This window comes from Bacillus sp. FJAT-26390, assembly GCF_001682865.1.
Lineage (GTDB): Bacteria > Bacillota > Bacilli > Paenibacillales > Paenibacillaceae > Pristimantibacillus.
Genome location: NZ_MAQX01000002.1, coordinates 1 through 16,573, shown reverse-complemented (window position 1 = coordinate 16,573; position 16,573 = coordinate 1). Strand labels below are relative to the sequence as shown.

Below are 16,573 nucleotides of genomic sequence, written 5' to 3'. Positions count from 1 at the left end.
CGGGAATGCTTTTGCAAGCGGTTCTGTGATCAGCGCGGAAGGTACATACGTGCTGGTCGTAACGGATGCGCTGGGACATGTCACAACGGTTGCTTTTACAATCGATAAGGCAGCGCCTATCGTAACCGGCGTGAGCAACGGAGATAAGCTTAACCGGACGGCGACCCTAACGTTTAATGAAGGCACGGCGACGCTGAATGGCTCAGCCTTTGCTAGCGGAAGCAGCGTAAGCGCGGAAGGCGATTACACGCTTATCGTAACGGATGCGGCGGGCAATGTGGCAACCGTAAGCTTCAGCATCGATAAGACGTTGCCGGCAGTGAGCGGGGTAACGGACGGCGCTTTTTATAAAACGGATGTTCAGCCAGTCTTCTCAGATAACCATACAGGCGTGTCGGCTAAGCTGAACGGCAATAGCTATACAAGCGGCAGCAGCCTATCAGCGGAAGGCGCCTATTCACTCGTTGTGACGGATGCGTACGGCAACAGCGTGACGGTCGCTTTTACAATCGATAAAACGCCGCCAAGCGGAAGCATCATGATCAATAACGGAGATGCAGAAACTACGCATGGACTTGTAACGCTGACGATTACCAGCACAGATGCGAATGAGTATACAGCGCGGCTGTCCAACGACGCAGCGGTGTGGAAGGCCGTGTCTTTAGCGGATTGGGCGCTCTCGAACGGCTACGGAGAGAAGAAGGTTTACTTGGAGCTAGTGGACGCGGCTGGCAATAAGACGATCGTTTCGGATACGATCATGTATCGCTCATCTCCCGTCCTGCTTGAAAGCAGCGTAAACGGTTCGGAGGATACGGCGCTCCATTTCAGCGGAGATGACTTCTTATATAGCAATGCAGACGGCTCTTTGCTTGATGAAATCACGATTGATACGCTTCCGGCTAACGGCAAGCTGCAGCTTGACGGTTCCGACGTAGCGGCAAATGACAAGCTTGCGGCTGCAAGCCTTGCTAAGCTTACCTTTCTTCCGGCTTTGAATTGGTTCGGCCAAACGAGCTTTGAATGGAGCGGTTCTGCACAAGCGATTCAAGCTGAGCGTTCAGCTCAAATGATAATCGCGGTTGCTGCCGTAAATGATGCGCCAACTGTCGCCAATGCGACCCACTCCACTACAGGCAGCGCGAAGATTGAGGGGCAGCTTGCGGCGGTGGATGTAGATGGGGATGCGATTGCTTTTGCCGTTGTTGGACAGCCATCGAAGGGCAAGCTAACGCTTGATGCGGCTACCGGCAAATTCAGCTTTGAGCCTGAAGCGGGTTATTACGAGAATGTGACCTTTACCTATAAAGCGAATGACGGTAAAGCGGATTCCAACACAGCTACGGTCACTATCGTAAATAATCAACCTGCTAGCAGCGGAAGCGGAAGCGGAGGTTCAACGACACCTCTGGTTACGATAGAAGGAGCTGGCAATCTGCCGGGCGTTAAAGTGGAAGTTGTGCTGAAAGACGGGAAACAAGTGCTTGTTGTGTCGCTAGATGGCAAGCAGCTAACGGAATTAATTAGAAATGTAAAAGATAATGAGTTGACGATTGACGTGGGAGCTACGAGCCATAATGTTGAATTAGCAGTGGATGCAGCGTTACTTAAACAACTTAATGAAAGCGGGAAAACGATAAAGCTAGTACAAGGCGGAACAGGCTACGGGTTATCTTCATCCGCGATCCGGGATGTCTTAACGGATTGGGCTGATGCTGGCGCTCAGCTGAAGATTGAAATTAAAAAAGCGGACGAGGCTGATGGAGCAAAAATAGAAAAACTCGCGAAGGATAAGGGCTATTCCTTATTAGTAACGCCTATGAGCTACCAGCTCTACTTCCAAAATGGAAATGCCCGCATAATCTTGTCTTCGGTAAAAGGTTATATCACGATCTCTTATGGACAGGAAGAGCTAAAAGGCAAACAGCCCAAAACAGCTGTTCTTCTTCTGCCAAATGGAAAGCTGGTGCATGTTCCAACGAAGATCAGCCATAATGCCGGCAAGTTTGAAATTAAGGTGAACAGCTTCGCGAATGGCATCTTTACTCTTATCGATTACAAGAAGACATTCGGGGATGTTGGCGGCTGGTCCAAGCCGTATATTGAAGAATTAGCAGGGCGTCTAATTATACAAGGGACCGGCGATGAGACGTTTGAGCCGAGCCGCAGCGTTACCCGCGCCGAATTTGCGGCGATTATTACTGGAGCACTTGGTCTATACAAGGAAGCTGGAGTAAAATCCTTTTCAGATGTAAGCGAGGATAGCTGGTATGCCGCTTCCTTGGCCGCTGCCACGGAGTATGGCTTAATTAGCGGTTATGCTGACGGTTCATTCCGTCCAAACGAAAAAATTTCACGCGAGGAAGCAATGGTCATTTTGGCTCGATCATTTAGCCTGATGGAGCTGAAGCCTGGGTTCACTCAAGCGGAGCTGGATCAAGGGCTTGCCTCCTTTGGGGATAAGGATGAGCTGAAGAGCTGGTCGCAAGCGTCTGTTAGACTTACGGTGCTTCTCGGAATCGTGAACGGAAGCAACGATCAACTGCTGCCAGCCGAACCGATGACTAGAGAACAGCTAGCTGCGGTAATCGTTAAGCTGCTGCAAGCTGGCCAATTTATTTAAGGAGATGGCTATGCGTTTTACATTGGAGGAGGCATTGGCGGACGAGCCGGTATTGTTCGAGCTTTTTGCCCAGAACCGCGGTGAGGAAGTGGCAGCTTGGGGCTGGGGGGAAGCGGAGCTGCAAACGTTTCTCGCCATGCAGTTCCGATTTCAGCAGCAATCCTATCGGATGCAGTTTCCAGTAAGTCATATTCAGCTTATTAAAGTGGAAGATCAGACTGTCGGCATGCTTCGCACAGCTGCTACAGAATCAGATCGGGTGCTGGTAGATATCATTTTAACTGCTTCATATCGAAATAAGGGGATAGGCACGGAGCTTATTCTGATGCTTCAGGAGGAGGCCCGGGCTGCTGGGCTTCCCCTGAAATTAACCGTGCTGCGTGATAACCTTGCCAAACGGTTATATAAAAGGCTGGGCTTCACCGTTTTCTTGGAGGACGAGCTTTATGAGCATATGCGCTGGCAAGGATAGGCATCCATAACGAAGTTGTCGGTTGTGCTTTTGACCGATTTCTTATAGATCCATTACTTCAAGAAGGGCGAGGGGATACGATAATGGTACCTTATTTAGGGGAAATTCGAATGTTCGCAGGTAATTTTGCTCCGCAGGGCTGGGCTCTTTGCAACGGTGGGATGCTTTCGATTGCTGAAAACGATGCTTTGTACATGTTGCTGGGAACAACGTACGGCGGCGACGGAGTAACGACTTTTGCCCTGCCGAATTTGGCAAGCCGGATACCGGTTGGCACAGGCAGGGATTCACAATCAGGAAAGACTTATATTTTGGGTGAAGCAGGGGGAACGGAGAGCGTGACATTAACGGCAAACCAGCTTCCCGTTCATACGCACCCCGTTAACGGCTCGGATGCCGCAGGCAACCAAACCTCGCCGAGTGACGGCGTATGGGCTGCTCAAATGTCTAAAAACATGTATTCAAGCGCAGCATCCGAAGGCGTGATGGATCCGCAATCGATTACTCCTACCGGAGGAAATCAACCGCATAATAATATGATGCCGTTTTTGGCGGTTAATTTTATCATCTCGCTTGCAGGCGTATTCCCACAACAGAACTAAGGAGGCATTTGAATGGCAGAGTCATTTATTGGCGATATCAGATTATTTGGTTTTGGATTTACTCCAAAAAATTGGGCGGCTTGCGAAGGCCAGCTTTTGCCGATTAACCAAAACCAAGCTTTATTTTCGATCTTGGGGACGACCTATGGGGGAAATGGCACGACGACTTTCGCATTGCCTGATTTAAGAGGAAGAGCGCCTGTCCACATTGGAAATGGCATTAATTTGGGGGGGAAGGCGGGAGAAGCGGCACATACGCTAACGTATAGTGAGATGCCGGCCCATAACCATATTGCGCAAGGAACGGAGAAGACAGCCTCCGAATATTCGCCTATCGGTCATGCTTGGGCTGTACCGGGTGTTAACAGCGGGTCATATGCTACTACACCGAATACGACGATGAGTCCAAATGCGCTCTCAACGGCGGGAGGAAGCCAGCCGCACTCTAATATGCAGCCGTATTTAGCCATGAATTATTGCATTTGCACAAACGGAATATTTCCATCACGTAACTAGAAACGGTTAGGAGGAATAATAATGGCTGATCCCTATGTAGGTGAAATTCGCATTTTTGCAGGAAACTTTGCTCCTAAGGGCTGGGCATTATGTGACGGGCAATTGCTGCCGTTATCACAAAATACAGCTTTATTTTCAATACTGGGCACGATGTACGGCGGAGACGGTAAAACAAACTTTGCCCTTCCTGATCTAAGAGGCAGGGCGCCTATGCAGCAGGGACAAGGTCCTGGGCTAACAGAGCGTACGCAAGGAGAAGCGGACGGTGACCCGAATGTCACATTGTTGACGAATGAAATACCGAGCCACTCTCATGCTCCTGCCGCAGTAGCCGTTAGCAATGCGAATTTACCTGCCGATGCACTATGGGCGGGCTTAGCACAGGGCCGGGGGGTGCCTGCTTTGTACGGCAATTCCCCTGCTCAGCCAATGAGTCCGCTGGCAATCGGAATAGCTGGACAAAGCTTGCCTCATAATAACATGCAGCCTTATTTAGGATTAAACTTTATCATCGCCTTAACGGGCATATTTCCTCCTAGGTCTTAGTCTGATTCTGATGGGCCATTGCACATGACTTGCAAATGCAGGCTTTATTGCGATCGGCTTCCGGAACCTGTTGAAGAAGAGACTTAGGGAAATTTTCGCGAAAGCACCAGCAATCCGCTGCTTCTTCTTGCACAGCTTTGATCCCGCACTCATTCGGCTTACCGCATATCGGACAATTCATGGTGAGATGCTCCCTTCTTAAAGAAACAGCCCTTTCGCTTCTGGCGAAGGGGCTGTTTCGCATATTGAGCCAATCGTGTGCCTACACAGCGGATGATTGGAGGACGAACTTCTCGATGACGTGACGCACGCCTTCCTCATTGTTCGATAGCGTGACATAATCCGCGATATCCTTAAGGGATTGAATCGCGTTGCCCATCGCTACGCCAAGGCCTGCAGCAATAATCATTTCATTGTCGTTCCACGCGTCGCCGAGGGCAATCGTTTGGTCCATCGTGCAGCCTAAGTGCTCAGCCATAAACCGCAGGGCATGTCCCTTCGTGCCTTCCTTATGCATAAACTCCAGATAGTGCGCTTTCGATTTTGTAATGTGCACGCGATCGCCAATAAGCAGCTTTAGCTCCTCGGCAATTATATCGAGACGAGCGGGATCGTCGATGATCAGCATTTTGTTCATCGGAAAATCAATCAGTTTATTGAAGTCAGGCTCTATTTTGTAAGGGATGTTGGAGAGCTTGGAATAAGCCTTTATTTTATCGTTATCTTCTGTTGCGTACAGTTCGTCATCCACATAAAGCTGCAGGTGAAGGCCATTTGCTTCGACGTAGGCATGCAGCTCCTTGGCCGCATCGATAGGCACGTTGCGCTCATATAACACTTGCCCGTCGAGCAGAGTTTTGACGAGGGCTCCCTGATAAGTAATAATAGGAACATTGAGTTCAATTTGCTTGGCAATCTTTTGAGCGGAAGCAAACATGCGGCCTGTTGCGAGCGTAACCGTCACACCCTGCGCAATGGCAGCCTCCATCGCACGCTTCGTGCCTTCCGTTACGGTTAGGTCATCCGTCAATAAGGTGTCGTCAACATCAATTGCAATAAGTTTATACATACTAGCAGTGAAGCTCCTCTCCAGCTCTCTAAATTTTAGATTAGGTTGATTGTAGCTAAAATGATCCACACATACAAGACTTTGCGTATGCTTACGAAGTAGTTTTACTTCGTAAAACTTTAGAGGAGATGAACAGATGAACAATTTTACTTCAGCGGCGTCAAAACAACGATTTCTGACTCTCTGCGTGCTGGGCGCTATTTTGTTTACAGCCGTAGGCTTCGCGCTTGGGCTGCTATGGACGGGCAATCGATATCCGATGCTGAAGGAGCCGGTATTCAAGCAATTTACAGTGTCCTACAACAAAATTATAAATGATTATTTAAACGGAGCTGAGCCGAAGAAGCTCATTAACGGAGCGGTTGCCGGCATGGTCGCTTCCCTTGAGGATCCTTACTCCCGGTATTTAGCAGAGGAGAAGGGCAATGCGTATACCGAATCGTATGAAGGCCAAATATACGGGATTGGCGCTGAAATCCGCGAGGAGGAAGGCCAGTTCGTCATAAGCGGGCTGACGAAGGGCGCTCCTGCCGAGCGCGGCGGCTTGCTGCCGGGCGATATCATCATCTCGGTAGATAATCAGAAACTGAGCGGGAAGACGTTTGAGGAGCTTCTGAGCGTCATTAGAGGCAAGGAAGGCACGTCGGTCTCCCTCAAGGTGCAGAGGCCGAATCAGGTCGAGCAGATTGCGCTGACGCTGAAGCGGGAAGCTATTCCGGTCCATACGGTTACCTCCGAGATGCTGGAGGGCGGGATTGGCCATGTGACGATCAGCCGCTTTGCCGAGAAAACAGCGGATGAATTCGAGGCAGCACTTAAAGAGCTGCAGGCGAAGCAGCCGCTTAAAGGTTTGCTGCTTGATATGCGCTCGAATCCGGGAGGCTTGCTGCAGCCGACCATCAAAATTGCGAGCACGCTAATTCCGAAGGATAAAGTGATTTTGAACGTCGTATACAAAAATGAGCGCCAGACGATCACTTACAAATCCAAGCAAGAGAAGGAATGGACGGTGCCGATTGCGGTGCTCGTAAATGGGCAATCCGCGAGCGCCAGCGAGGTGCTGACAGCCGCATTGAAGGAATCGGCGGGAGCTACCGTCATTGGAGAAAAAACGTATGGCAAAGGCGTCGTGCAAGCCTTTAATCAATTTAAGGACGGCTCGGTTTTAAGCTTAACGGAGGCGCAGTGGAAGACGCCTGGCGGAACCTGGATCAACAAAACAGGCGTTTCGCCGGATTTCGCGGTCAATCTTCCCGAGTATACGAAGCTGAGACCACTTGCCATCGGCTCAGATATGAAAGTGGGAAGCTACGGCGAGGATGTGAAGACGCTGCAGCTGATGCTGAAGGAGCTAGGCTACGGTCCTACGGGGCAGGTGGGTATGTTCGACAAGCAGACTGCTGAAGCGATGCGCAAGTTCCAAGCCGCTGAGAAGCTGGAGGCTACAGGCAGCTTTAACGACAAGACGGGCTATCAGCTGCTGGAGCGGCTGCGCGAGAAGCTTGGACGCGAGGACAGCCAGCTGCTTAAAGGATTAGAGGTTCTAAAAAAATCGTAGTTGACAACGGGGATGATAATCATTATCATCAAGTAGGAAGCAAATCCTTCGTTGCGCTGCGGGGTGAATCGGATGAAGAAGATCAAATATTGCAAACGGAATTTAAGGAATGGATCAGAGCCGATTTATAAGGCGATGAAAAGCCGATATCCGGATATCAAGCAGAAGAAAAGCGATTGCCTCGGCGATTGCAAAACCTGCAAGCTAGAGTGCTTCGTCGTCATTAAGTCGAAGACGGTAAGCGCGCCGTCTCCAGAGAAGCTCTACAAACGATTGAAAAAAATGATCGGATAACCAATAAAAATGGATACATTTACAAGAACGGCATTTGCCGTTCTTTATTTTTATGTTAGAATAAGTACAATCTAGGAAAGCTGAGGTGCACGAGCATGAATGATGGATTAGCAGAAGCTTTAAATGAACAGATGAATTTTGAATTTTATTCTGCGCATGTGTATCTTGCAATGGCAGCGTATTGTTCGGGCGAGAGCTTGGACGGTTTCGCAAACTTCTTCATTGTACAAGCTGAGGAAGAACGGTTTCATGCTATGAAAATATACAAATTTCTAAACGACCGTGGCCGCCGTGCTACACTTTCGGCTCTTGGAGAGCCAAATAACGATTACGCGTCCATCCTGGACACATTCGAGCAAGGCTATGGACACGAGCAGCAAAATACGAAACGCTTCTACAATCTGTCTGATCTTGCGATCAGCGATCGTGAGCATGCGACAATTAACTTCCTCAAATGGTTTATCGACGAGCAGGTTGAAGAAGAGGCGCTGTTTGATAATATCATTCATAAGCTGAAGCGGATCGACAAAGACAGCAACGCTTTCTATATGCTCGATGCTGAGTTTGCAACTCGTTCTTTCACGCCTCCGGCGCTATAAGGAAAACAAGCTTGCGTTTAGCGAATAACGAAGAGGCCGTCCTTTTCGGGTAGAAAACTCTACCTGAGAAAGACGGTCTCTTTTATATTTGTAGTTAGTGAACGGAAGGAGCGCTGTTTGTTTTTTTGCTCTTCTGGAAGGAAATGATTGCAGCAATGAAAGCCATAAACAGTGCAGCACTTGCCATCCACGGGTTATATAAAACAGTTTCATTCCATGTGACGGCTATCCCTCCGACTCCTGCGCCTATCGCAAGTCCGATTTGGGTCACGGAAGTGTTCAGGCTGATGACAAGGTTAGAGGACAGCGGCGCTTTCTCGATGAAGTAGGTTTGTGTAGCAGGGCCCATAATGAACATGGACATGACCCACAGGGATAAAAGGGTTATCGCAACAGGGAATGAGCGGATCGCAAGCGGCAGCAGGCCAAGCGTGATGACATGGGAAACCATGCTGATGACCATTATGCGTACGCTCCCCCATTTGTCTACGGCAGAACCGCCTAGACGGGAGCCGATTGCGCCGGCTATTCCGAATGCCAGCATGATGAACATGGTGGAGGATACGCTCCTATGCAGGATCGAATCGAGAAAAGAAGTCAAATACGTGAACATAATAGAGTTCCCGGCTTCTCTGAATAGGACGAGCAGCAGCGCGGTCAGAATAACTGGATTTGCGAGGACGGTGAATTGTTTGCGGAAGGGAACAGGGGCGTCTCCTTCTATTTTCGGCAGCAAGAGCGCCATGCCGATCAGAATAACGATGCTGCCTACGGCTAGTAAGAGGAAGATCACTCGCCAGCTGAACATATCGGTAAGGGCGATGCCGATTGGTATTCCCAAAATCATAGCCGTGCTGAAGCCGAGAATAACGGTTCCGATTGCGCTGCCGATCTTCTCAGGCGTGGCCAGCTTCGCGGCAGCGCTGAAAGCGGCTACCAGCAGGACGCCGGAGCTTACGCCCAGTATCAGCCGTGAAATAAGCAGCAGCGTAAAGCCAAAGCTGAAGAATGAAGTGAGATTGCCGGCAATGAAGACAAGCATAGCAAGTAAAAGAAGCTCTTTGCGACCTATTCGCGCCGTTAACGATACGACGATTGGTGTGCCAAGCGCGAACGCGAGCGAGTAAGCGGTAATGAGCTGGCCAGCCAGAGCGACGGATACTTGCATTTGGCTTGCCAGTGTATTTAAAATGCCGGCAACGACTAGCTCCGATGTAGCGGTCAAGAAGACTGCTATCGTTAAAATATAAATGACGATACGGTTCATATGGGTTAATCCTCTCTACTTGTATTCAGGCAGCTAACCGCGTCCGGTGTAATGCTTATTTGAATTATAATCAAGTTACTTTACATAAGTAAGAACGCAAAATGGTTGGACATCATCCATTTATATGGATTAACTAACTTTAAGTAAGCTGCTGAACCGATTTCCATGAAAAAACCGCCAGAGGATCAAATCCCCTGACGGCCCCATATGCAAAGCATTTAAGATAACTTCTCAGCAGGTGAAGCGGTTTGCACGGTATTGCCCCACTTTTGTACCCATTTTTCCATTTCCATCAACGCGGTTTGGAAATCGTGGCCCTTCTCCGTAAGCGAGTATTCCACCGTAACAGGCACAGTTGGAAAAACCTCGCGCAATACGAGTCCGTTTTTTTCCAAATGGCGAAGGGTATCCGTAAGGGATTGGGTCTTGACGATGGCTACATTCCGCTGGAGCTGATTGAACCGCTGCGGTCCCCTTAGCAGCTCTTCAAGAACGAGGAACGCCCATTTGGCGCCCAAAATCTGCAGCACTTCGCAGATGCTGGAGCCGGCGTTTTCCTTGCAGTCGCCAGGCAGGCTGGCTTGATCGGCCATGAGATGTCCTCCTCATTCATAATTATCCAAGCTAGAGTAGAGCAGGATAGGTAACATTATTTTATGCTACCATTATGATACTGCGCTTTTGAACATGTCAATCGTTCGAGCAACTTTTCCACCCTAGGCACGTCTATCTGGGTAGAAATGGTTATGGTACAATTTTATACGAGCTTGAGGCATTTACGTGAAGATAAATAATAAGCTCATTCGGGATCTATCGATCTTAGATGGGGAATAGAAGCGGAGAATCGATGCGAAGAACGGTAATAGCGCCATGGACAGAAAAGTGGAATGAGCTGTACATTTTAGAAGCGGCTGAAATGAAGCGTATCCTGCATCCGGAGCAGATAGACATTTTTCATATTGGAAGTACGGCAGTTCCAGCGATTGGGTATGCTAAACCGACGATCGACCTATTGGTTGTCGTCAAGGAAATCGGCAGAGTGGATTTATATGAGCAAGAAATGGCTGAGCTAGGCTATTCCGCCAGGGGGGAGCAAGGCATTGCCGGGAGGCGGTATTTTACAAAAGGGGGAAACAGCAGAACCCATCATGTACATATATTTGAAGCAGGAAATATAAACATTAAAACGCATCTAGACTTTAAAGCGTACATGCTCGCCCATCCCGAGGAAGCTGTGCGATATGGCGAGCTGAAATTAGAATTAGCGGAAAAGTTTCCAGATGATATTCATAAATATCAAGCAGGCAAAGAAGCATTTGTTCAAGCTTTAGTGGATAAGTCGATCATCTACGCTTCGGAACAACAAAATACCGATTAAAAGGGAGAAGGACATGTGCAGAAATATTAAAACGTTATTTAACTTTGATCCGCCGGCGACAGAGGAAGAGATCCACTCGGCTTCGCTCCAATTCGTTAGGAAGCTCTCCGGCTTCAACAAGCCGTCACAGGCGAATGAGGAAGCCTTTCATCGTGCCGTTGAGGAGGTTGCCGCAGCCGCCCGCACGCTGCTGGATTCCCTTGTAACTAACGCGGAATCTCGCAACCGCGAGGTCGAGATCGAGCGCGCCCGCGCCAGAAATGCACAACGTTTCGGAACGAGTACGGAGTAGCTCCAAAGCGAGTTTATTGCGTTCGGATAAGGAGAATCAGCAAATGGATATTCGTATATTGGATAAATCCGATGCTCCATTGTACCAGCAATTGCGGTTAAGCTCGCTCAAGGTCAATCCAGAAGCTTTTGGGTCAACCTTTGAAAGAGAAGCGGGATTTACGCTTGAAACGGTGGAAGAACGAATAAAACCGACTAAGGACAAATTTGTGTTGGGTGTTTTTGATGCAAAAGGGATGTTAGTTGGAATGGTCGCTTTTATGCGCGAAAGCGGCATGAAAACGGCCCATAAAGGCAATGTCTACGGGATGTATGTAGCACCAGAAATGCGAGGCAAGGGGCTTGGGAAGCTCCTCATGCTTGAACTAATCATAAGGGCAAAAGCTTGTGATGGCTTGGAGCAAGTGAACTTAACCGTTGTATCTACTAACGGCGCCGCTAAGAAGCTTTATGAGTCCGTGGGGTTTGAGGTTTATGGCGTGGAGCGGAACGCCTTGAAGTTCAACGGGCAATATTTTGATGAGGAAATGATGGCATTAAAGCTTTAATTTAATCGCGAATGAAGGGTTTAAATGAACGGCAGGCCAGGGCATTGCTTTCAGGCTCTAACCTGCCGTTGCTTTTATATGTTCATTTAACTAATGCATTTGTTATTTCTGCTGGTCTGTCCGCACTTCTCCGTCGATAGGCATGATCATGACATCCGCTAAATCTTTGTTCGAGCTGTAGTCGGTAAAGCCAAGCTCGGTGCTTTTGCCTTGACTATCGATCGTTCCGTACACGTTTTTATCAAGCATCAAATGTTTAGTGAAATAGACGGATTCGCCAAAAGCCTCATGCCGTGTGCCCACTTCCCCATTACTTCCGTATGAATCATTTTGCCATTTTACGACTGCAATGCCATCCTGATTTATTTCGGTATAATTGATCAGCCCTTTATATTGATACTCAAAACGCAGTGCTTCTCCCTTTGGAAAAGTATAAGCGAATGTATATCCTTCTCCCGAAGCTTGAATTTCTTTACCCGCATACGTTTTTGGATAATGAATGGCAATTTCGCGGGCTTTTGCTAAATCTCCGTGCATAAGGATGTTAAAGCGTTCCTCGCCGGACGGAGTGCGCACAATTACGCTTTTATCCGTAGTGCTATACTTCAATACTCCTCCCAGCGTTTCTGAAATAAAGCGAAGGGGAAGATAGGTTCTGCCGTCTTTGATCGTGACAGGGGCATCCAGTTTGACGCTTTTGCCGTTAACTTCAGCCGTTGTGGCTCCGCTTTTCAGGCGCACGGTTGTTTTATTTGTTTTATTGACGATGACGATCGTCTTGGTGGCTTGTTCATAAGAATAGGTTAGGTTAGCCGGATCGTTAAAAGCTTTTAGCTGCACCATCGTTCTTTGCTTTACGGTTAATACATCCTTTTGCAGCTCGCCGTCAATGTAGACTTGTGTTGGTTTCTGGGGCGCGGCGGAGACGGCTGCTCCGGCAGCCAGCATTCCCATGATCGAAAGCGAAGCGGCTGTTGCTTGTATCCATTTTTTCAAAAGTGAAGCCTCCTTATTTATTCTAATAGTTCCCAGTTTCAATAACGCATTTTTTTGTAAAAAGTTGCAAGATGAGTCTCTCATGTGGAAAAATGCAAATGTGATGAACATGCCAGGTTTTGCCTACACACTAAAATGGCATGGAAAACCTACGGCTTATGAAATTATCTTTGAACGGTTAATAAAATAGAGCTGTGAAGATAGAACAGAGGAAATGGCAGCAAGGGGGAAGAACATTCATGCTGGACAAAAGAATACTGGAAGATGGGCTTTCAGTCATTTCAACCTGTAAAAAAGAAACCGGCGACATCTGGCATGCCCATTTTGGTGCTGCAGCTATCGCTAGTTATTTTTTTGTAAAAGACAATAATTTGGGTGTGGAGCTTGGGCAAAACGTATTTTCTCAATCCAGAGCTATGATCGCAAATAATGGTGCAACGAGTAAATATAACCGTCTTAGAAGCAATGTTGAAGAAGCAGAAACCGTCATACTTGGGGCTCTTGATCACACAATCGATCAACTCCACTGGGTAGGTCATAACGTCATTTATAGCGCCTTAAGTTTATTGGCCATTCATGAGCTTAATGGCTGGGGGTCTGATGATGATCTTTCAGGAATATCCGAACTCATTCGCTCATTTGAAAAAACCATTCCAGGACGATCATGGATTGGCTATTCGGCTTCCGAAGTAAAAAGATTGGAAATCACAGAGGAGGATAACTTTCCAAGGATTGACGATGCCAATGCTCTCTCGCTTTTTGTGCTGGAGCAATTATCCGATTTTAAAGTCATATACCGGGCGGAATCGCATCATGATTTAATGGGCCATATGCTCACTTTTTCTCATGCATTGAACATTTTATATGGTCTTGGCCATGTTTCATATTTCAAGAGGGGTTTGCCGCCGCTTCTCAAAATGATAAAAGTTTTGCGCAGCAGCCGCCATGTAAATCCGGGAGATGAAGTAAAGCTGGTTTCACCTGTCGATCAGCTGCCGTTGCAACTATCAGCAAGGGCGGAGTTTCTGCCGGACGAGCAAAAGTTTTGGACGAAGGATCATAGCGAGAGCAATTGGGATTTTGGCCATGTTTTTAAATTTTCTTTTAGTTTTTATGATCATGCAAGGCGAGTGGAAAGCGGTCGGACTTCATATTTTGAAAGTTTTCGGTATATCATCAGCCAAGGCTAAAATAGGAAGCAGCTGAGCGGAGAGGCTAACTCTGCTCAGCTGTTTTTCCTACAGGCGTTTTTTTCTGCTTCTGGGCTAGCGGTAGGTCAACTTACTCGAATAAGCATCCATCTTTGGGCACCGTTACCGAGATCATCCCATATTTGAACGTTGGAACCATTGGCCGTACCGGAGCCGGCAACATCAAGCGCTTTGTTGCTACCTCCATCCATTACTTTCATATAACCGCTGCCTGTATCGATAAGCTTCCAATGTTGATTAGCGCTGCCTGCATAATCCCAGATTTGGACGTTGGAGCCGTTCGCTGTTCCTAAGCTGCTGACATCAAGCGCTTTTCCACTATGCACGTTAATGAGCTTGTACGCTCCGCCGCCGACATGCGTAATTTGCCAAAGTTGATTCGCTTGGCTGCTCCCCTCCGTCCAGATTTGAACGTTAGCGCCATTTGTGGTTCCCCATCCGTCTACCTCGAGCGCTTTGCCGCTGTTTGTATTCACGAGCTTATAAACTCCGCCTGAGACGATCCCGTTATAGCTGTCGTTTCGAACAAATTCAACCCGGTCAATGTCAACCCATTGGTTTGCATTCGTATTGGATACAAAAAAACCAATGGTTGCTTGCCCGTTCGTAACGGCAAGGTTTGGGAGTGAAATTGGCGTCCATGCCGTTGTAACCGGGCAGTTTTCTTGGCGCATCGTTCCCCCAAAATCTTTAGCTTCTACGACACATGTGCTTTGCCCTCCACTGCTTCGCATATACGCGCGAAGCGAATAGCTGCCGTTATCAAGGCCGCTAATGGTTTGTCCGACGTAGGCGGTTGCAGGCCCGCTTATTCCGGCTAATCCGATAAAATAATTGCCATGAGCGGCGGGCACGCCGACACCATCGTTCGTGCCATGTACTTTAATGCGCGCGGGATAATCATCGCCATATGTCGTCCAGCCGCTTGCATTAGCCGTTTCAAAGCTCCAATTCGTCAGCAGATTGGTGTTTGATGGCGTGATTGCATGGCCGAAGCGAACATAGACGCCGCTGCTTGGATAATCGGAGCTTGTAGCAGCAAGCACATGAGTAGAGTCAACTGGCAGCAAGGCGTTCCAATTAGAGTTAGTGGAGTCGCTGACTGGAAAAATATTGGAGCGGTATTGCCACGTTGCTCCATTATCTGAACTAATCATGGTATACATGGACGAGTATGAATCGCCCGTATTTGTACTGTCATTATCGGTTTGGAAAGAGGCGAGCAGCCGCCCATCCCCCAGCTTTACGACAAATGGCGCGCCGGCTTTCTTGCCAAGCTTGGATGGAACATACATCGTCTGCCGGGGTACATTCCAGTTGTAGCCGTCGGATGAAATTTTGTATTTGATGACAAAAGGATGACCCGCGACATCTGTTGCTTCGAAGACAAGAATATATCTGCCGTCTGCCATCTGAGCAATGACCGGCATACCGTCTCTTGAGCCCGCGGCAACGCCATCGCTGACTACCGTTTCTGCGCTCCAGCCATTACCTGACCATGTTTTCATGATGAGCTTTTGAAGGCCTGTAGTACCGGCAGCCACAGGGCCGTCATCTGCGTAATAAACAGCTATCGTATTCCCAAGCAATTGAAGATGCGGCTCCCAAAGTCCTTTGAAGGAATTTGCGGTGGTCGATCCTATTTGACCGTTAGCCAGTACCGACCATGTATTGCCGCCGTCCGTGCTTTTGCTAGTTCTAAGGTAAGTGATGAAGGTGGAGCCAGATTGGACGACAAGGCGATAAGCGAGCCAAATGTCACCGTTAGACAGCTGGAGCATTTGGCCGTTCCCCACGTCGCCGCTCGGATCTGCTGCAGCTTGTGCAGCGGGGGACCAGCTATGGCCGCCGTCTGTGCTCCGTGAAATCATAATCCGTGTTTTACCGCCGCCAACATTCGTATCAAAAGAAGCGAGAATATCGTTATTGCTCAGCTTGAGCAACCGAGGATACCATACGCCGCCAGTAGCAGGAGTGAACACAGCTGCGGTATTGGATGGCCAAGCAAGTCCTGCTGCTGCAAAAGCTTGAAAAGCAGGCAGCAGGATGCTGATGATAAGAAGCAAGCCTAGCGAGAATGCGGTTAAACGTATCTTCTTCTGTAAGAACATATTGTACCGACTCCTTCATATGAGGCTGAATGTCATTCAAAAAATGAATTACACGTAAGTTTGATCAACTCCTCCAACACTAATGTAAGCGCTTCGAAATGGATTATAGATTATGTTAGTATTTAAATATATATTGAAATTAGTATAATATCGAAGGAATGAGGCTTGAAACGTTCGGGAAATAAGTAGAAAGTGTGTTTTTATATAAAAAGCGAAGGGATAATATGCTTCTATTTGAGATGACGTGCACAAGGAAAGGAGATTTTTTGTTTTTTTATACTAAATATAGTATTTATAATTATAACAATATAATCTAGAATGAGGTTCATCAGGGAAGCGCTTGCAAATCTGAGTAGGTTATGCAGGCTTTGCTCATTAACGGGCAAGATGTATCCATCTCAGACCTGATAAGCAGTGTGGTATCACGCAGTAAATACAAGGAGGCGTCATCGTAATGAAGAAAAAAATATCGGTAAAGCTTGGACTCGTACT

General features: G+C 48.0%; 18 protein-coding genes. 12 read left to right on the top strand and 6 right to left on the bottom strand.

Features of this window, described 5'->3' with window-relative positions; all coding sequences use genetic code 11:
• Nucleotides 1-538 precede the first annotated feature (538 nt).
• From A7975_RS35355 to A7975_RS08435, 5 genes are all read left to right on the top strand, one after another.
• On the top strand, nucleotides 539-2,623 hold the full coding sequence (locus A7975_RS35355; RefSeq protein WP_369688912.1) for an S-layer homology domain-containing protein: 2,085 nt from the start codon (nucleotides 539-541) through the stop codon (nucleotides 2,621-2,623).
• A gap of 10 nt (nucleotides 2,624-2,633) precedes the next feature.
• Nucleotides 2,634-3,095 (top strand): GNAT family N-acetyltransferase, encoded by a 462-nt coding sequence (locus A7975_RS08450; RefSeq protein ID WP_065384890.1) that lies wholly within the window; start codon nucleotides 2,634-2,636, stop codon nucleotides 3,093-3,095.
• Between the two features lie 80 nt (nucleotides 3,096-3,175).
• Nucleotides 3,176-3,697 carry a phage tail protein gene (locus A7975_RS08445; RefSeq protein WP_141680249.1) on the top strand — a complete coding sequence of 174 codons (522 nt, stop codon included), beginning with the start codon at nucleotides 3,176-3,178 and terminating at the stop codon, nucleotides 3,695-3,697.
• A 12-nt stretch (nucleotides 3,698-3,709) separates the two neighbouring features.
• Nucleotides 3,710-4,213, top strand: a complete 504-nt coding sequence (locus tag A7975_RS08440; RefSeq protein WP_053374486.1) for a phage tail protein — start codon at nucleotides 3,710-3,712, stop codon at nucleotides 4,211-4,213.
• Nucleotides 4,214-4,234: 21 nt separating this feature from the next.
• A complete protein-coding gene (locus tag A7975_RS08435) occupies nucleotides 4,235-4,759 on the top strand; it encodes a phage tail protein (protein WP_065384888.1) in 525 nt (174 codons plus the stop codon).
• Here A7975_RS08435 and A7975_RS08430 read toward each other — a convergent pair.
• Entirely contained in the window at nucleotides 4,749-4,940 is a 192-nt protein-coding gene (locus tag A7975_RS08430) for a cysteine-rich CWC family protein (RefSeq protein WP_053374488.1), read from the bottom strand. The genes A7975_RS08435 and A7975_RS08430 overlap by 11 nt on opposite strands.
• Before the next feature lie 81 nt (nucleotides 4,941-5,021).
• Nucleotides 5,022-5,828 carry a Cof-type HAD-IIB family hydrolase gene (locus A7975_RS08425; RefSeq protein WP_053374489.1) on the bottom strand — a complete coding sequence of 269 codons (807 nt, stop codon included), beginning with the start codon at nucleotides 5,826-5,828 and terminating at the stop codon, nucleotides 5,022-5,024.
• A 136-nt stretch (nucleotides 5,829-5,964) separates the two neighbouring features.
• Here A7975_RS08425 and A7975_RS08420 point away from each other — a divergent pair, with 136 nt between their 5' ends.
• The 3 genes from A7975_RS08420 to A7975_RS08410 all read left to right on the top strand — a co-directional run bounded on the left by A7975_RS08420 (nucleotide 5,965) and on the right by A7975_RS08410 (nucleotide 8,279).
• A complete protein-coding gene (locus A7975_RS08420) occupies nucleotides 5,965-7,386 on the top strand; it encodes a S41 family peptidase (protein WP_053374490.1) in 1,422 nt (473 codons plus the stop codon).
• Nucleotides 7,387-7,458: 72 nt separating this feature from the next.
• Nucleotides 7,459-7,680 (top strand): DUF1450 domain-containing protein, encoded by a 222-nt coding sequence (locus tag A7975_RS08415; RefSeq protein WP_053374491.1) that lies wholly within the window; start codon nucleotides 7,459-7,461, stop codon nucleotides 7,678-7,680.
• A 95-nt stretch (nucleotides 7,681-7,775) separates the two neighbouring features.
• Nucleotides 7,776-8,279, top strand: coding sequence for a ferritin (locus tag A7975_RS08410; protein WP_053374492.1), 504 nt, complete (start codon nucleotides 7,776-7,778; stop codon nucleotides 8,277-8,279).
• A gap of 94 nt (nucleotides 8,280-8,373) precedes the next feature.
• On the opposite strand, the gene A7975_RS08405 is transcribed toward A7975_RS08410, so the two are convergent.
• Nucleotides 8,374-9,546 carry an MFS transporter gene (locus tag A7975_RS08405; RefSeq protein WP_065384887.1) on the bottom strand — a complete coding sequence of 391 codons (1,173 nt, stop codon included), beginning with the start codon at nucleotides 9,544-9,546 and terminating at the stop codon, nucleotides 8,374-8,376.
• A gap of 218 nt (nucleotides 9,547-9,764) precedes the next feature.
• Nucleotides 9,765-10,139: a winged helix-turn-helix transcriptional regulator gene (locus A7975_RS08400; protein ID WP_065384886.1), complete on the bottom strand. Its 375-nt coding sequence runs from the start codon at nucleotides 10,137-10,139 to the stop codon at nucleotides 9,765-9,767.
• A gap of 254 nt (nucleotides 10,140-10,393) precedes the next feature.
• Here A7975_RS08400 and A7975_RS08395 point away from each other — a divergent pair, with 254 nt between their 5' ends.
• The 3 genes from A7975_RS08395 to A7975_RS08385 are packed head-to-tail and all read left to right on the top strand — an operon-like array spanning nucleotide 10,394 to nucleotide 11,763.
• The gene (locus A7975_RS08395; protein WP_065384885.1) at nucleotides 10,394-10,924 is read left to right on the top strand and encodes a GrpB family protein; all 531 of its coding nucleotides are present in this window, start codon (nucleotides 10,394-10,396) and stop codon (nucleotides 10,922-10,924) included.
• Between the two features lie 13 nt (nucleotides 10,925-10,937).
• Nucleotides 10,938-11,216: a DUF2277 domain-containing protein gene (locus tag A7975_RS08390; protein WP_065384884.1), complete on the top strand. Its 279-nt coding sequence runs from the start codon at nucleotides 10,938-10,940 to the stop codon at nucleotides 11,214-11,216.
• Between the two features lie 43 nt (nucleotides 11,217-11,259).
• Nucleotides 11,260-11,763: a GNAT family N-acetyltransferase gene (locus A7975_RS08385; RefSeq protein ID WP_065384883.1), complete on the top strand. Its 504-nt coding sequence runs from the start codon at nucleotides 11,260-11,262 to the stop codon at nucleotides 11,761-11,763.
• Between the two features lie 102 nt (nucleotides 11,764-11,865).
• On the opposite strand, the gene A7975_RS08380 is transcribed toward A7975_RS08385, so the two are convergent.
• Nucleotides 11,866-12,759 carry a copper amine oxidase N-terminal domain-containing protein gene (locus A7975_RS08380; RefSeq protein ID WP_176707697.1) on the bottom strand — a complete coding sequence of 298 codons (894 nt, stop codon included), beginning with the start codon at nucleotides 12,757-12,759 and terminating at the stop codon, nucleotides 11,866-11,868.
• Nucleotides 12,760-12,998: 239 nt separating this feature from the next.
• Between A7975_RS08380 and A7975_RS08375 the strand changes: the two genes are divergently transcribed.
• Complete coding sequence (locus A7975_RS08375) at nucleotides 12,999-13,949, top strand: hypothetical protein (protein WP_065384882.1); 951 nt, start codon at nucleotides 12,999-13,001, stop codon at nucleotides 13,947-13,949.
• Between the two features lie 86 nt (nucleotides 13,950-14,035).
• Here the strand turns inward: A7975_RS08375 and A7975_RS08370 are convergent, their stop codons facing one another.
• Complete coding sequence (locus tag A7975_RS08370) at nucleotides 14,036-16,081, bottom strand: RICIN domain-containing protein (RefSeq protein WP_065384881.1); 2,046 nt, start codon at nucleotides 16,079-16,081, stop codon at nucleotides 14,036-14,038.
• Between the last annotated feature and the right edge of the window lie 492 nt (nucleotides 16,082-16,573).

Coding starts and splice junctions, on each gene's coding strand:
- A7975_RS35355 (WP_369688912.1), top strand. CDS start 539: ATGATCAATAACGGAGATGCAGAAACTACGCATGGACTTGTAACGCTG.
- A7975_RS08450 (WP_065384890.1), top strand. CDS start 2,634: ATGCGTTTTACATTGGAGGAGGCATTGGCGGACGAGCCGGTATTGTTC.
- A7975_RS08440 (WP_053374486.1), top strand. CDS start 3,710: ATGGCAGAGTCATTTATTGGCGATATCAGATTATTTGGTTTTGGATTT.
- A7975_RS08435 (WP_065384888.1), top strand. CDS start 4,235: ATGGCTGATCCCTATGTAGGTGAAATTCGCATTTTTGCAGGAAACTTT.
- A7975_RS08430 (WP_053374488.1), bottom strand. CDS start 4,940: ATGAATTGTCCGATATGCGGTAAGCCGAATGAGTGCGGGATCAAAGCT.
- A7975_RS08425 (WP_053374489.1), bottom strand. CDS start 5,828: ATGTATAAACTTATTGCAATTGATGTTGACGACACCTTATTGACGGAT.
- A7975_RS08420 (WP_053374490.1), top strand. CDS start 5,965: ATGAACAATTTTACTTCAGCGGCGTCAAAACAACGATTTCTGACTCTC.
- A7975_RS08415 (WP_053374491.1), top strand. CDS start 7,459: ATGAAGAAGATCAAATATTGCAAACGGAATTTAAGGAATGGATCAGAG.
- A7975_RS08410 (WP_053374492.1), top strand. CDS start 7,776: ATGAATGATGGATTAGCAGAAGCTTTAAATGAACAGATGAATTTTGAA.
- A7975_RS08405 (WP_065384887.1), bottom strand. CDS start 9,546: ATGAACCGTATCGTCATTTATATTTTAACGATAGCAGTCTTCTTGACC.
- A7975_RS08400 (WP_065384886.1), bottom strand. CDS start 10,139: ATGGCCGATCAAGCCAGCCTGCCTGGCGACTGCAAGGAAAACGCCGGC.
- A7975_RS08395 (WP_065384885.1), top strand. CDS start 10,394: ATGCGAAGAACGGTAATAGCGCCATGGACAGAAAAGTGGAATGAGCTG.
- A7975_RS08390 (WP_065384884.1), top strand. CDS start 10,938: ATGTGCAGAAATATTAAAACGTTATTTAACTTTGATCCGCCGGCGACA.
- A7975_RS08385 (WP_065384883.1), top strand. CDS start 11,260: ATGGATATTCGTATATTGGATAAATCCGATGCTCCATTGTACCAGCAA.
- A7975_RS08375 (WP_065384882.1), top strand. CDS start 12,999: ATGCTGGACAAAAGAATACTGGAAGATGGGCTTTCAGTCATTTCAACC.
- A7975_RS08370 (WP_065384881.1), bottom strand. CDS start 16,081: ATGTTCTTACAGAAGAAGATACGTTTAACCGCATTCTCGCTAGGCTTG.